Annotated in this window: 11 protein-coding genes; 10 read left to right on the top strand and 1 reads right to left on the bottom strand. The window is 71.0% G+C overall.

Annotated elements, in window-relative coordinates; genetic code table 11:
• The first annotated feature begins 239 nt into the window (after window positions 1–239).
• The 7 genes from rplU to galE all read left to right on the top strand — a co-directional run bounded on the left by rplU (window position 240) and on the right by galE (window position 9,615).
• Complete coding sequence (gene rplU / locus ACFQ79_RS07280) at window positions 240–560, top strand: 50S ribosomal protein L21 (protein ID WP_056558958.1); 321 nt, start codon at window positions 240–242, stop codon at window positions 558–560.
• Window positions 561–573: 13 nt separating this feature from the next.
• Complete coding sequence (rpmA, locus tag ACFQ79_RS07275; protein WP_030317577.1) at window positions 574–828, top strand: 50S ribosomal protein L27; 255 nt, start codon at window positions 574–576, stop codon at window positions 826–828.
• A gap of 107 nt (window positions 829–935) precedes the next feature.
• Window positions 936–2,375: a GTPase ObgE gene (gene obgE / locus ACFQ79_RS07270; RefSeq protein WP_383579960.1), complete on the top strand. Its 1,440-nt coding sequence runs from the start codon at window positions 936–938 to the stop codon at window positions 2,373–2,375.
• Between the two features lie 230 nt (window positions 2,376–2,605).
• Window positions 2,606–4,243 carry a glycosyltransferase gene (locus ACFQ79_RS07265; RefSeq protein WP_383579959.1) on the top strand — a complete coding sequence of 546 codons (1,638 nt, stop codon included), beginning with the start codon at window positions 2,606–2,608 and terminating at the stop codon, window positions 4,241–4,243.
• 206 nt (window positions 4,244–4,449) lie between these two features.
• Window positions 4,450–7,233: a CDP-glycerol:glycerophosphate glycerophosphotransferase gene (locus ACFQ79_RS07260; RefSeq protein WP_383579958.1), complete on the top strand. Its 2,784-nt coding sequence runs from the start codon at window positions 4,450–4,452 to the stop codon at window positions 7,231–7,233.
• On the top strand, window positions 7,226–8,380 hold the full coding sequence (locus ACFQ79_RS07255; RefSeq protein ID WP_383579957.1) for a glycosyltransferase: 1,155 nt from the start codon (window positions 7,226–7,228) through the stop codon (window positions 8,378–8,380). Before ACFQ79_RS07260 ends, ACFQ79_RS07255 begins: the two co-directional genes overlap by 8 nt.
• Window positions 8,381–8,622: 242 nt before the next feature.
• A complete protein-coding gene (gene galE, locus ACFQ79_RS07250) occupies window positions 8,623–9,615 on the top strand; it encodes a UDP-glucose 4-epimerase GalE (protein WP_383579956.1) in 993 nt (330 codons plus the stop codon).
• Window positions 9,616–9,697: 82 nt separating this feature from the next.
• Here the strand turns inward: galE and ACFQ79_RS07245 are convergent, their stop codons facing one another.
• Window positions 9,698–11,284 (bottom strand): hypothetical protein, encoded by a 1,587-nt coding sequence (locus ACFQ79_RS07245; RefSeq protein ID WP_383579955.1) that lies wholly within the window; start codon window positions 11,282–11,284, stop codon window positions 9,698–9,700.
• Between the two features lie 292 nt (window positions 11,285–11,576).
• Here ACFQ79_RS07245 and ACFQ79_RS07240 point away from each other — a divergent pair, with 292 nt between their 5' ends.
• The 3 genes from ACFQ79_RS07240 (at window position 11,577) to proB (ending at window position 14,263) form a co-directional block, all read left to right on the top strand.
• Window positions 11,577–12,572 carry a glycosyltransferase family 2 protein gene (locus ACFQ79_RS07240; protein ID WP_383579954.1) on the top strand — a complete coding sequence of 332 codons (996 nt, stop codon included), beginning with the start codon at window positions 11,577–11,579 and terminating at the stop codon, window positions 12,570–12,572.
• Window positions 12,572–13,039: a GtrA family protein gene (locus tag ACFQ79_RS07235; protein WP_383579952.1), complete on the top strand. Its 468-nt coding sequence runs from the start codon at window positions 12,572–12,574 to the stop codon at window positions 13,037–13,039. The genes ACFQ79_RS07240 and ACFQ79_RS07235 overlap by 1 nt, the downstream gene beginning before the upstream one ends.
• Window positions 13,040–13,126: 87 nt before the next feature.
• Window positions 13,127–14,263, top strand: a complete 1,137-nt coding sequence (gene proB, locus ACFQ79_RS07230) for a glutamate 5-kinase (RefSeq protein ID WP_383579951.1) — start codon at window positions 13,127–13,129, stop codon at window positions 14,261–14,263.
• The last annotated feature ends 118 nt before the right edge of the window (window positions 14,264–14,381 follow it).

Here is a 14,381-nt window from a genome sequence, read left to right as displayed (position 1 = left end):
TGGGTACGGGCCGCCCCCTCACCGGGGGCGGCCCGTACCGAACGGGCGAATTTGACCCTCCGAGGCAGCCGCCCGTAACCTAGACCGTCGGCGTGTCTATCGATGCGTCGCGCCTCTGAGCACTTCCCTCCCGTTCGTCGGGAGAGGCCGCTCGTCCGATTCCGGAACGCCGCGGGCCCTCGGGTCCGTGTGAGCGGCTGGCTTCAGAGGTTTCGATTCCGAGTGAGAGAGAGATCCGCGTGTACGCCATCGTGCGCAGCGGTGGTCGCCAGCACAAGGTTGCTGTCGGCGACATCGTTGAGGTTGACAAGATTCCCACTGCCAAGGTTGGCGACACGGTCGAGCTCTCGACCCTGCTCGTTGTCGACGGCGACGCCGTGACCAGCGACCCGTGGGTCCTGGCCGGGATCAAGGTTCAGGCCGAGATCGTGGACCACCACAAGGGCGCCAAGATCGACATCCTGCGCTACAAGAACAAGACCGGCTACCGCCGTCGCCAGGGTCACCGCCAGCAGTACACGGCGATCAAGGTCACCGGTATCCCCGCGGCTGCGAAGTAAGAGGGACTGAGACATGGCACACAAGAAGGGCGCATCGTCCACCCGGAACGGGCGCGACTCCAATGCCCAGCGGCTCGGCGTGAAGCGCTTCGGCGGTCAGGTCGTCAACGCGGGTGAGATCCTGATCCGCCAGCGTGGCACCCACTTCCACCCGGGCTCCGGCGTCGGCCGTGGCGGCGACGACACGCTGTTCGCCCTGCAGGCCGGTTCGGTGCAGTTCGGCACCCACCGTGGCCGCAAGGTCGTGAACATCGTTCCGGTCGCCTGATCGGTTCATTTTGCGGAGGCGGACCTCACTTCCCGGTCGGGAAGCGGGTCCGCCTTTCGCGTGTTACTAGATAGACATTCCGCACGTATTCAGATGGAGGCACAACCATGACCACCTTCGTGGACCGCGTCGAGCTGCATGTCGCCGCGGGTAACGGAGGCCACGGCTGCGCCTCCGTTCACCGGGAGAAGTTCAAGCCGCTCGGCGGACCCGACGGCGGCAACGGCGGCCGTGGCGGAGATGTGACCCTGATCGTCGACCAGGCGATCACCACGCTCCTCGAGTACCACCACTCGCCGCACCGCAAGGCGACCAACGGTCAGCCCGGCGCCGGTGACAACCGCTCCGGCAAGGACGGCCAGGACCTCGTCCTGAACGTGCCCGACGGCACCGTCGTCCTCGACAAGGAGGGCAACGTGCTCGCCGACCTCGTCGGACAGGGCACCACCTTCGTCGCGGGCCAGGGCGGCCGCGGCGGCCTCGGCAACGCGGCGCTGTCCTCCGCGCGCCGCAAGGCCCCCGGCTTCGCGCTCCTCGGCGAGCCCGGCGAGGCCCGGGACATCGTCCTGGAGCTGAAGACCGTCGCCGACGTGGCGCTCGTCGGCTACCCGAGCGCCGGCAAGTCCTCGCTCATCTCGGTCCTCTCGGCCGCCAAGCCGAAGATCGCGGACTACCCCTTCACCACGCTCGTCCCGAACCTGGGCGTCGTCACGGCCGGATCGACCGTCTACACGATCGCCGACGTGCCGGGCCTGATCCCGGGCGCCAGCCAGGGCCGCGGCCTGGGCCTGGAGTTCCTGCGTCACGTCGAGCGCTGCTCGGTCCTGGTGCACGTGCTGGACACCGCGACCCTCGAGTCGGACCGTGACCCGGTCACCGACCTCGACATCATCGAGGAGGAGCTGCGGCAGTACGGCGGCCTCGAGGACCGGCCCCGCATCGTCGTCCTCAACAAGGTCGACATCCCCGACGGCCAGGACCTCGCGGACATGATCCGCCCGGACCTGGAGGCCCGCGGGTACCAGGTGTTCGAGGTCTCCGCCGTGGCCCGCCTCGGCCTCAAGGAGCTCTCCTTCGCCCTCGCCGGCATCGTCGCCGAGGCGCGCGCGTCGAAGCCGAAGGAGGAGGCGACCCGTATCGTCATCCGCCCGAAGGCCGTCGACGACGCGGGCTTCACCGTCACGTACGACGAGGCCGAGGACGTGTACCGGGTGCGCGGCGAGAAGCCGGAGCGCTGGGTCCGCCAGACCGACTTCAACAACGACGAGGCCGTGGGCTACCTGGCCGACCGCCTCAACCGCCTCGGCGTCGAGGACCAGCTGATGAAGGCCGGCGCCCGCGCGGGCGACGGCGTCGCGATCGGCTCCCTGGAGAACGCGGTCGTCTTCGACTGGGAGCCCACGATGATGGCCGGCGCCGAGATGCTCGGCCGCCGAGGCGAGGACCACCGTCTCGAGGCTCCGCGTCCGGCGGCGCAGCGGCGGCGTGATCGTGAGGCCGAGCGGGACGACGCGCAGCGGGAGTTCGACGAGTTCGACCCGTTCTAGCGGGGAGGGGCGGTGCGCCGGTCGCCGGACGGGGTCCGGCGCAGCCGCCCGATGCCGGTGAGGCCCCTCGGGGCCGAGCCGTGCGAGGTCGGCCGGTAGCGGGCTCTGCCCACCGTCCCGGCCGTTCCGGATGTTGATCTTCGCCGGTCGGGTGCCCCTCGGGGTGTCCGGCCGGTTTCGTCGTTCCTCCGGCATCCGTCGGCCGTACGGGGGACACGTAGGATTCACGGGTGAGTGAGATCCCCCGGCCGCAGGACCCCGCGCGTGTCAGCGTCGTCGTCATCGCGTACAACGACGCCGCGCACGTCGCCGACGCCATCCGCTCCGCTCTCGCCCAGGGCGAGGCGGTCGGAGAGGTCGTCGTCGTCGACGACGCCTCCGGGGACACCACACCCGACGTGCTCGCCGGATTCGCCGACGACCCGCGGGTCAGGCCGCTGATCCGGACCGAGAACAGCGGCGGCTGCGGCACCCCCCGCAACGACGGCATCGGTGCCGCCGTCCACCCCTACGTCCTCTTCCTCGACAGCGACGACCTGCTGCTGCCCGGCGCCGTCGACGGGCTGCTCGCCGTCGCCGCCGAGCAGGACGCCGACGTGGTCGCCGGGATCTGCGTGCGGCGCGAGCTTCCCGAGGGGCGGGAGACCGTCTGGGCCCCCTCGCTGTACGACGTGTCCCAGGGCGCCACCCTGCCCGGCACCGTCCTCGACGGCGTCGAGAAGAACCCCGAGTTCGTCCTCGACACCCTCTCCGTGAACAAGCTCTACCGCCGTGACTTCCTCGACCGGCACGCCATCCGCTTCCCCGACGGCGCCTTCCACTACGAGGACTTCGTCTTCAGCGCCCGCGTCCAGGCCGCCGCCCCCCGGCTCGCCGTCACCGACGTGCCCGTGTACGTGTGGCACGTCCGGCGCCAGGCCGCGACCCTCTCGATCTCGCTGCGCCGGGCCTCCCTGGCGAACTGGGAGCACCGGATCGCCGCGCACGCCGCCGTCGTCGACGTGTTCCGCGAAGCGGGACGACCCGCGCTCGCCCGTTCCGCGCAGACGAAGTTCCTCGACTACGACCTCCCCATGTACCTGCGCGAGCTTCCGCAGCGGACCGCCGCCTACCGGGCCGACTGGTGGACGGTGACCCGCGCCCACCTGGCCGGCTTCGAGCCCGCCGCGGTCGCCGACGCCCAGGCCCCGTCCCGCTGGCTGCACTCCGCGCTCGTCGCGCTCGCCGCCGTGCCCGAGGGCCGCGAGCTGACGCGGTTCGTCGAGCTGGCCGCGCCCCGGCCCCGGCTGGTCCCGCCGTACCCGCGCGCCGAGGACGGCACCCCCGTCCTGGCCGCCGCGCCCGCCGACGTACCCCTGGAGGGTCTCGCGGAGCTGGCTCCCGCCGCGCTTCCGGTGGCGGTCGACGGTTCCGTGACCGTCGGAGCGTCGACGCGGCTGACGGTGACCGTCCACGACCTGTACGGCCGGGTCGGCGCGCTGGGCCCCGCCGCCGTCCGCGTGGTGTTCACCGAGCGGGTCTCCGCGGCCGAGCTGCCGGCCGAGGCCCCGCTGCTCCCGACGGACGGGGGCTGGACCGCCACCGTGACACTCCCCACCGCGAAGCTGCTCCGCGCGGGCCGCCTCGCCGCCTGGTCGCTCCACGCCGAGCTGCGGTACGCCGACGGATCGACGACGAAAGCCGAGGTCAGGGCCCCGCAGGGGTTCGCCGGCCGACGAGGCATGGTCCTCGGCCGACTGGGCCGGGTGCTGCTCGTCCAGGTGGTGGCCTCGGCGCGCCGGGGCCTCGTCCTGCGGTTCGCGGGCGGCGCGGTGGGCGCTCGGCAGGTCATGTCCGGCCGTTTCAAGAGACTGTTTGCGATGCGGTGAACATCACCGAAGGTCTGGGAGATCAGGTATGGAACAATTCCTCCTGCCGGGTAATCTTTCCGGTCGCCGGGTGGCGCTCGTCGAACAAGCGGGACGACACCCTTCACCCCTGAAGGCAGTAGTGCGCCATTGACCATGGCGCAGGCAGTGCCGCGCCTGGCCGAGACACGCCAGATGTTGCCGCCCGCACTTGTGAGAGGACTTGGATGCCGACTAGCGACGTCCCTGATGTGAGCGTCGTCGTCATCGTCTACAACGATGAGGAACGGCTCCCGCGAGCGGTTCGGTCACTTCTCGACCAGACCCTGAACAACCTCGAAGTGATCATCGCCGACGACTGTTCGACCGATGGCACCGAGCGCGTGGCACGTGCCCTGGAGGCATCCGACCCGCGCGTGCGCTACGTGCGCCTCGAGCAGAACAGCGGTGGCTGCAGCGCGCCCCGCAACCGCGGCATCGCGGTCGCGCGCGCGCCGTACATCATGTTCCTCGACAGCGACGACGAGCTGCCCCGTCACGCCTGCAAGAGCCTGCTCCTCGTCGCCGAGGAGACCGGGGTCGACTTCGTCACCGGTGAGGTGACCCGCCTCTTCGAGGAGTCGAACACCACCGGCTTCTGGTACCCGCACCTCTTCACCGAGAAGCGGGTCGTCAACGGCATCGCCGAGAGCCCCGAGTACTTCTTCGACCACCTGTCGACGAACAAGCTCTACCGGACCGGCTTCATCCGGGAGAACGAGCTCACCTTCCCCGAGGGCATCCACTACGAGGACCAGCTGTTCTCCGCGCAGGCGTTCTCGCTCGCGGAGACCTTCGCCGTCGTCCCGTGGTCGGTCTACACCTGGCGCCTCGCCCCGGAGAGCGTCTCCATCTCCTCCAGCCGTCACAAGATCCAGAACGTCGCGGACCGCATCGGTGTGGCCCGGCTCATCGACACCTGGTTCGAGGAGAACGGCCGCGCCGAGCTGCGCGCGGAGAAGGACTACAAGTTCCTCCGCCACGACTTCCGCCTCTACCTGGGCGACCTGCCGTTCCGCGACCTCGAATGGGTCGCCGAGTTCGCCGATGTGGTGAACCCGTACCTGGCCGAGATCTCCGACGAGACCTACGCCCGGCTCTCCCGCGAAGAGCGCATCTGCATCCACCTGCTCCGCACCGGCCGGCTGGAGGACCTCAAGGTCGCCGCCCGCCAGCTGGGCCGGCCGCAGCTCGCGCCGCGCTTCGTGACCGAGGAGGGCGAGACCCCCTACTGGGGCGCCGTCGCCCCCGCCGACGACGCGAGCCGTGACGCGCTGGACATCAGCGAGTGGCACATGCGCGAGCAGACGCTCGCCACCGGCCGCATCCGGCACGAGCTGACCTCCGTGTCGATGCGCGGCCCGGTCCTGCACCTGGAGATCCGCACGTACGACCCGGTGGGCCTGATCGCCGAGGACACCAAGGCCTCGGTGAAGCTGGCCGCCCACAAGACGCCGCTCACGGTGCCGCTGACCCTGCGCCCGGAGGGCGACGGACAGTACGTCTCCAAGGCCGAGATCGACTTCCGCAGGGTGCCCGTCGGCCGCGCCGGCGTGGCGACCCGCCGCCACCCGGTGGTCGCGCTGGAGCGCGACGGAGCCCGCCGCACGGACATCCTGCTGGCCGAGCACGACCAGCCCGACTTCCGTGCCACGGTCACCTACAACAAGTTCGGCATCCACCACCTCCGCATCAAGGCGGAGCAGAAGGGTGCCGGCCGTCTCGAGGTGACCTGGGAGCGGTCCGGCGTCCTGAAGTCCCTCGAACCGCTCGGCCCCTACGCCCGCAAGGCCAAGGGCAAGGTCGGCAAGGTCAGGAAGATCCTCGCGGGCAACGAGGGCAAGGCCACCGCCTACGACGCCGTGTCCAAGCTCCCGCGCAAGCGCAGCCTCGCCGTGTTCGAGGCGATAGAGGGCCGCGGCTACGCGGACAGCCCGCGCTACATCTACGAGGAGCTCAAGCGCCGCAACCTGCCGATCGACGTGGTCTGGTCGTACTCCGGCGACCGCTCGTCCTTCCCGGACGACGTCACCCTGGTCCGCCGCGGCAGCTTCGCCTACGGTCGCGCGCTGGCCCGCGCCACCTACTGGGTCGACTCGCACAACCTGCCGTACCTGTACCCGAAGCCCAAGGGCACCCGGTACCTGCAGACCTGGCACGGCCAGACCTTCAAGGCGATGGGCTTCGACGTGCCCTCGCTGCGGGGCGCGTCGGAGATCGAGAAGGGGCGCTTCCGCTCCGCCGTCGGCCGCTGGGACGCGCTCGTCTGCCCGAGCGCCGAATTCGAGAAGACCTTCGTCCCGGCCTTCGAGGTGACCGCCGACCTCATCCGCTCCGGCTACCCGCGCAACGACGTGCTGGTGCGCTGGGCCGAGCCCGAGCAGCAGGCGAGGGCCGCCGCGGCCCGCGCTTCCCTGAACATCCCGGCCGACAAGAAGGTCCTGCTCTACGCCCCGACCTTCCGGGACGCGGCCCGCCGCACCGGCCGTTCGGTCCGCGTGGACTTCGAGGAGCTGGCCCCGCACCTCTCCGACGAGTGGATCATCGTCGTGCGGACCCACCCGTACGACCGGTTCAAGATCACCCCGGAGCTGGGCCACTTCCTGCGCGACGGCTCCTCGTTCGCCGACATCAACGACGCGATGCTGGCCTCGGACGCGGTCCTCACGGACTACTCGTCGCTGATGTTCGACTACGCCAACACCGGCCGCCCGATCATCCTCTACACGGACGACTACGAGGCGTACAAGGGCGGCGACCGCGGCACGTACTACGACCTCGAGGACATCGCGCCCGGGCCGATGGTGACGACCACCGAGGACCTCGCCGCCGCCGTGCGGGACCTGGAGGGCACCCAGGAGCGCCACGCGCAGCGCTACGCGCGGTTCCAGGAAATGTTCTGCTCGTACGAGACCGGCCACGCCAGCAAGATGGTGGTCGATGCTTTTTTCGAAGGCGGCACCCATGACTGAGGCCTCCCCTGTCCGCAACGTGTTCTTCGTCGGTATCGACGTCGACTCGATGGGTGGATCCCAGCGGGTGCTGCACACCCTCGCCCAGGGCATGGGGGAGCGTGGTCACCGCGTCGAGCTGATCGGCATCCGGCCGAGCCCGGAGCCGTTCCCGTACAACGCCACGCGCGCGTACCGGCACTCGACGCTCTACCCGGCCCCGTCGGAGCCCAAGCCGCCCGTGCGCACGGTCGGCGACCGGATGAGCCTGGCGCGCCGCGCCGACGCGCGCCGGGCCCGCTCCGACCGCGACACCGCGCGGGCGGAGTTCGAGCGCAAGCTCGCGGAGGTCGAGGACGGCTACATCGTCTTCGGCTCGCCGTGGGCGGTGGACTGGGTCATGCCGCTGAAGTGGCGCCACCTCAAGGGCATCGGGCAGTACCACGAGTCCTTCGCGCAGGCGAAGCGGAGTGCCAACCTGGGCCTGATCCGGCGTCACTACCCGGCGCTCGAGCAGACCCTGGTGCTCTCCGAGGGCGACGCGGTCGAGTTCGTCAACCAGCGCGTGCCGAACGTCCGGGTCATGCCGAACCCGCTGCCGTTCTTCCCGGACGAGCTGGCCCCGCTCGACACCCGCAAGATCGGCGCGGTCGGCCGGCTCGACCCGATCAAGCGGTACGACCGGATGATCGAGGCCTTCGCCCAGGCCCACAAGGGCCGCGACGGCTGGGAGCTGCACCTCTTCGGCGAGGGGCCGCTCGAGGGCGAGCTCCGGATGCGCGCCGAGGACCTCGGCGTGGCCGAGCAGGTCGTCTTCCGGGGGACGGCGCAGGACATGGCCGCCGCCTACCGCGAGCTGTCCGTCGTCGCGATCAGCAGTGAGCGCGAGGGCCGTCCGATGGCGCTGGCCGAGGCCGCCGCCTGCGGTGTGCCGTGCGTCAGCTTCGACGTCTCCGGCGGTGTCCGGGAGCTCGTCGCGGACGGCGTCTCCGGCACCCTGGTGCCGCCGGCCGACGTGCCGGGTCTCGCCGCCGCGCTCGGCGAGCTGATGGACGACGACGCCATGCGCCTGCGGTACGGCAGGGCGGGCCGCGAGCACGTCGCGCACCTGGCGCTGCCGCACGTCCTCGACCAGTGGGAGGCGGCGTTCGAGGAGATCGAGCGCTAGGCCCGACGGAGGACGTCCCGTCACGGACGACCGCTGACGACCACGGACGACCGCGGAAGCCCCGACCACGCGCCGGGACGGGGCTTCCGCGTGTCGGCAGACGTGTCCCGGCGGGGCTCCGCGCGCCCGGCCACGTGCCCGGCCGGGCCTTCCGCGCGTGTCGGGCCATGTGCCCGGGTCGGGTGTCCGAGGCCACTTCCGGAGCCACCGGAGGCCCCGGACGCTGTGGCTACACTGTCGGAATGACCTGGCTCATCACCGGCGGCGCCGGTTACATCGGTTCCCACGTCGTCAAAGCAATGACCGAGGGCGGCGAGCACGTCGTCGTGGTCGACGACCTCAGCACCGGCAACCCCGCGCGCGTCCCCGAGGGCATCGTCCTGGAGCAGGGCACGGTCCTCGACCGCCCGTTCCTGGACCGGGTGCTGCGCGAGCACCAGATCAAGGGCATCGTCCACCTGGCCGGCAAGAAGCAGGTCGGCGAGTCCGTCGAGAAGCCGCTGTTCTACTACCACGAGAACGTGACGGGTCTGCAGACCATCCTCGACGCGGCCGCCGCGGCGGGCGTGAAGAGCTTCCTCTTCTCCTCCTCCGCCTCCGTGTACGGCATGCCCGACGTGGACCTGGTCACCGAGGACACCGAGTGCCTGCCCCTCAGCCCGTACGGCGAGACCAAGCTCGTCGGCGAGTGGATGGCGCGCGCCGTCGGCCAGGCCCACGGCCTCTCCACGGCCTGCCTGCGGTACTTCAACGTGGCGGGCGCCGCCGCCCCGGAGCTCGCCGACACCGGCGTCTTCAACCTGGTGCCGATGGTCTTCGAGCGCCTCGACGCCGGCGAGTCGCCGCGCATCTTCGGCGACGACTACCCGACGCCGGACGGCACCTGCATCCGTGACTACATCCACGTCGCCGACATCGCGGACGCGCACCTCGCCGCGGCCCGCGCGCTCGTCGCGGCGGGCGAGGCCGGCGAGACGGCCGCGCTGACCCTGAACATCGGGCGCGGCGAGGGCGTGTCGGTGCGCGAGATGGTGGACCTGATCAACGAGATCACCGGTCACAGCATCGAGCCCCTGGTCACTCCGCGTCGGCCCGGCGACCCGGCCCGCGTGGTCGCCTCGGCGGAGCGCATCGAGTCGCAGCTGGGCTGGAAGGCGCAGCACGACGTCCGCTCCATGATCAGCTCCGCCTGGGAGGGCTGGGGCGCGAACCGCGCGGTCCGCGCGACGGTCTGACGCGAGCGTTTCCGCACAGCGGGGTGCCCCTGGTGGGGCACCCCGCTTTCGCGTGCCCGCCCCCGCGGCGGGCGCGGATGCCTCAGGGCCGGTGGATGCGGTCCACTCCGTAGTACGTGGCCGTGCACTGCGCCGCCCAGTCCCGCTCGTACGAGGAGGCGAAGAGGGGTTCGGTGAGACCGCCGATGAGCAGCGGCTCGTACGCGACATCGCGGGCGCCCGATGCCGCCTCCGCCCGGATGCGGGCGTTCTGACGGTCCCAGGCGGCGGCGCGTACCACCGTGTCCGTGGTCAGCGCGTAGACCGGCTGCACCAGGGCGGCCGCGCTGCCGACGGCCACCGCGCCGATCGCCACGAGCGCGGCGGCGCGTCCCGCGGGCCGCGCCGAACGCAGCAGGCGTCGCCCCCACGCGTGACCGCCCCACGCTCCGTAGGCGCAGAGCACGAGCAGCGTCGGCAGCAGGAAGCTCGTCCAGGTCCGGCCGTAGGTCCAGCCGACATCGCCGTAGCCGCTGCGCAGTCCGAAGACCACGGCCAGCGAGGCGACGGCGATCACCGGCAGCGGCAGCAGCACCGCGACCAGGAACAGCCTGTGGGGCGGGAGCCCCGACGCGTCCCGGGGGACGGCGCCGCCGTCCTGCCGGGGGGCGGCGGCCAGTGCCAGGCCGAGCAGCGCTCCGGCGGCGAGCGCCCCCAGGTACGCCCACTGGCCGCCGACCGTCTGCCAGAGGCGCCACCAGTCGTGGAACGTCGCTCCGAGCTCGGCCGCCGACAGCGGCTCCTGCGGGTGCTGGGCGCGCCGCCAGCGTGCGCCGGGTGACGTGTAGAGCAGGACGAGCCCGAGGAGGAGCCCCAGACACGCCGCCGCGCACCAGGTGGAGACGTATCGGTTCGCCGCCCAGCCGAACGAGGGCAGACAGAGGATCCCGACGGTGGCCGCGAGCAGGCCGGCCACCAGCGTGAACGGTTCGCTCAGCATGCCGAGCGCCGCTCCGGTCAGGAGCGCCGCCCCCACCGCCGCGACCCTGGCCCACCGCACGCCGCTGCGCGCGGCCCGCACGGCGCCGAGCACGGTCCAGAGGCCGATCACACTCGGCAGGGTGTGGGAGATGGTGGCGGGCGCCCAGAGCAGCACCTGGTACGAGCGGGTGCCCGCGAAGAACAGCAGCGCGGAGAGGAGCGTCACCGCGGCCACGAGCGGGAGGACGGGCAGCCCGGTGCGGAGCTCGGTGGAGGCGGCGGGCTCGCCGCCCGCGCCCGTCGCGTGGTCCAGGGAGCGCAGGGCGGCGCGGGCGAGGAGGAACAGCCCCGAGCCGAGCGCGACCACCAGGAAGGCGGGCAGCAGCTTCGGCCCCCGCATGCCGTCGGAGTAGAGCAGCCCGGTCAGAAAGGCGTTGGTGACGCGGCCGTTCTGGGTGAGGTAGAAGTCCGACGTGATGCCGAGGACCCCCAGGTCCCGGGTCTTCCACAGGGCGCACCAGTCGTCCGACGTGGGGCGTACGTACAGACCGAGGAAGGCGCCGACCGCGAGCAGCGCGCCCGCTCCGGTGGCGATGACCAGCGCGATCCGGGGGAGTACCTGCCGGAGTCCGCGCGCCGGGTCGGTGTGCTCTTCATCGTCGTCCGACATCCGCGCGTCACCGAGGTCCGACAGGGTCGTTCTACTCACGGGGCTTTGCTCCAGGGGACCGAGTTCCGTGGCACGAGGGCGCCGCCTCCGTGGCGTCGCCAAGGTATCGGTACAACGGGTCTCTTCGAGTGACAAAAGGCAAGAAAACGCCACGTGTAGCAGTATCTTCCCCGCATGCTTTGCCGCATGGACGACATGCCGACCGGGGACGGCCACCCGGCCGACGCCGAACGGTCACCGCCGTTTCGTACCGTGGCCGCGCTGCTCGAAGGCGAGTTCGGTGGCGGTCCCTCAGGACGTACTCTTGCCCATCCCTCTGGAGTGACCGTTCATGACCAGGCTTTCCGTCGTCGTCCCCTGCTTCAACGAGGAGGACGTCGTCGAGCGCTTCGACGCGCGGATGCGGCAGGTGCTCGACACGCTCCCCGTCGGTTACGAGATCTGCTACGTCGACGACGGCAGCTCCGACGGAACCCTGGACAAGCTGCGCGAGATCGCCGCCCGGCACCCGCACCGCACCCAGTACGCCTCCTTCAGCCGCAACTTCGGCAAGGAGGCCGCGATGCTCGCCGGCCTGCGCAAGTCCACCGGCGACGCCGTGGTCATCATGGACGCCGACCTCCAGCACCCGCCCGAGCTCCTCGCGCGCATGCTGGACCTGCACCACCAGGGGCACGACCAGGTCATCGCGCGCCGGACCCGCGAAGGCGACAAGAAGCTCCGCTCCGCGCTCAGCCGGATGTACTACCGGGCGGTCAACCGCTGGGTCGACGTGGAACTCACCGACGGCGTCGGCGACTTCCGCCTCCTGTCCCGGCCCGCCGTCGACGCGCTGCTCTCGCTGCCCGAGTACAACCGCTTCTCCAAGGGCCTGTTCTCCTGGATCGGCTTCGACACCGTCACCTTCGACTACCAGAACGCCGCACGCGAAGGCGGTGAGACGAAGTGGAAGTTCAGCTCCCTGATCAACTACGGCATGGACGGGCTGATCTCCTTCAACAACCGTCCCCTCCGCATCGCCCTCTGGCTCGGCATGACACTGACGGGCCTCGCCGCCCTCTACGCGGCCTGGGTCGTCGTCGCCGCCCTCACCCAGGGCGTCACCGCCCCCGGATACGTCACCCTGGTCGCGATCATCGCGGGACTCGGAGGCGTGCAGATGGTGATGCTGGGGCTGATCGGCGAGTACATCGGCCGGATCTACTACGAGACGAAGCGCCGGCCGCACTTCCTCGTCAAGGAGACCCACCGCTCCTTCGGCCGCGGCGCGTCCGAGCGCACCGCCGCCGAGCGGATCCGCGTCGCGGCCACCGAGGGAGAGCACTGATGGGAGCCGGCTCTCCCGCCGCGGGGCGCGGACGGCTCGCCGAGATCTTCCGCTTCGCGCTCGTCGGCGGCGTCAACACCGGTACCTTCTTCGGCTGTTACCTGCTGCTCCACCCGTGGATGCCGTACTTCGCCGCGTACTCCCTCGCCTTCGTCCTCAGCATGATCGGCTCCTTCTTCCTCAACACGTACTTCACCTACCGCACCCGGCCGACCTGGAAGAAGTTCGCCCTCTTCCCGCTCACCAACGTCACCAACTACCTGGTGCAGAGCGTCGGTCTGTACGCGCTCGTCACCTGGGCCGGAATGGACGACAGGATCGCGCCACTCGTCGCCGCCGTCGTCGCCATCCCCTTCACCTACCTGATCTCCCAGCGGATCCTCGTCCCCCGGAACAACGGACAGGACACCGACGACTCCGGTCCAGGGAGCGAAACGGACGAGCGGCAGCCCTCCCGGCTCGCGTAGATTGCCTGGCAGTCGCGGCGGGAAACACGCGGCGCGTGGGACAGCCGAGTGAGGACGACGCAGGTGGCGGCACAGGTGACGACGCAGATGACCGGAGAGACGGGCGACGCGAGGCGATATGTGACGGAGGCCCGCAGGATCGTCATCAAGGTCGGCTCCTCCTCCCTCACCACCGCCTCCGGAGGCCTCGACGCGGACCGCGTCGACGCCCTCGTCGACGTGCTCGCCAAGGTCCGCAGCGGCGGCGAGAAGGAGATCGTCCTCGTCTCCTCCGGCGCGATCGCCGCAGGACTCGCACCGCTCGGCCTCACCCGCCGCCCCAAGGACCTCGCCCGGCAGCAGGCCGCCGCCAGCGTCGGCCAGGGCCTCCTCGTCGCCCGGTACACCGCCTCCTTCGCCCGCTACGGCGTCCGCGTCGGACAGGTCCTCCTCACCACCGACGACACCAGCAGGCGCGCCCACTACCGGAACGCCTACCGAACCCTCGACCAGCTCCTCGCCATGGGCGCGCTGCCGGTCGTCAACGAGAACGACACCGTCGCCACCGACGAGATCCGCTTCGGCGACAACGACCGGCTCGCCGCCCTCGTCGCCCATCTCGTCCGCGCCGACCTGCTCGTCCTGCTCTCCGACGTCGACGGCCTCTACGACGGCGATCCGTCCAAGCCCGGCACGTCGAGGATCGCCCAGGTCGCGGGCCCCGACGACATCGCCCACGTGGAGATCGGCTCCGCCGGGAAGGCGGGCGTCGGCACCGGCGGCATGGTCACCAAGGTCGAAGCCGCCCGGATCGCCGCCGCCGCCGGCATCCCCGTCGTCCTCACCTCCGCGAGCCGCGCCGCCGACGCCCTCGCCGGACGCGACACCGGTACGTACTTCCACCGCACCGGCCGTCGCTCCGCCGACCGGCTTCTGTGGCTGGCACACGCCTCCACCCCGCAGGGCTCCCTCACCCTGGACGACGGAGCCGTACGAGCCGTCGTCGAGGGAAAGAAGTCCCTGCTCGCGGCCGGTGTCGCGGGCATCGAGGGCGACTTCGTCGCGGGCGACCCGGTCGAACTGCGCGACACCGCAGGCCGGGCCGTCGCCCGCGGCCTCGTCAACTTCGACGCCAAGGAGATGCCCCGGATGCTCGGGCGCTCCACCCCCGAACTCGCCAAGGAGCTCGGCCCCGAGTACGAGCGCGAGGTCGTCCACCGCGACGACCTGGTCGTCATCCGCTGACCCTCACGCCCCTCCCGAAACGGCTGAAAGTGCGGCCATCCGGAAGGGACGTTTACCAAAACCGCCCCAAGTGCCGCCTCGGGCTGGTCAACTTTGTCTCGGGGGTAAGAGAGCAGGG

Origin of the sequence: Streptomyces sp. NPDC056480, assembly GCF_042795405.1 — a bacterium.
Taxonomy (GTDB): Bacteria; Actinomycetota; Actinomycetes; order Streptomycetales; family Streptomycetaceae; genus Streptomyces.
The sequence above is the reverse complement of the archived record's forward strand: the minus strand, read 5'-3'. Positions and strand labels throughout refer to the sequence as shown.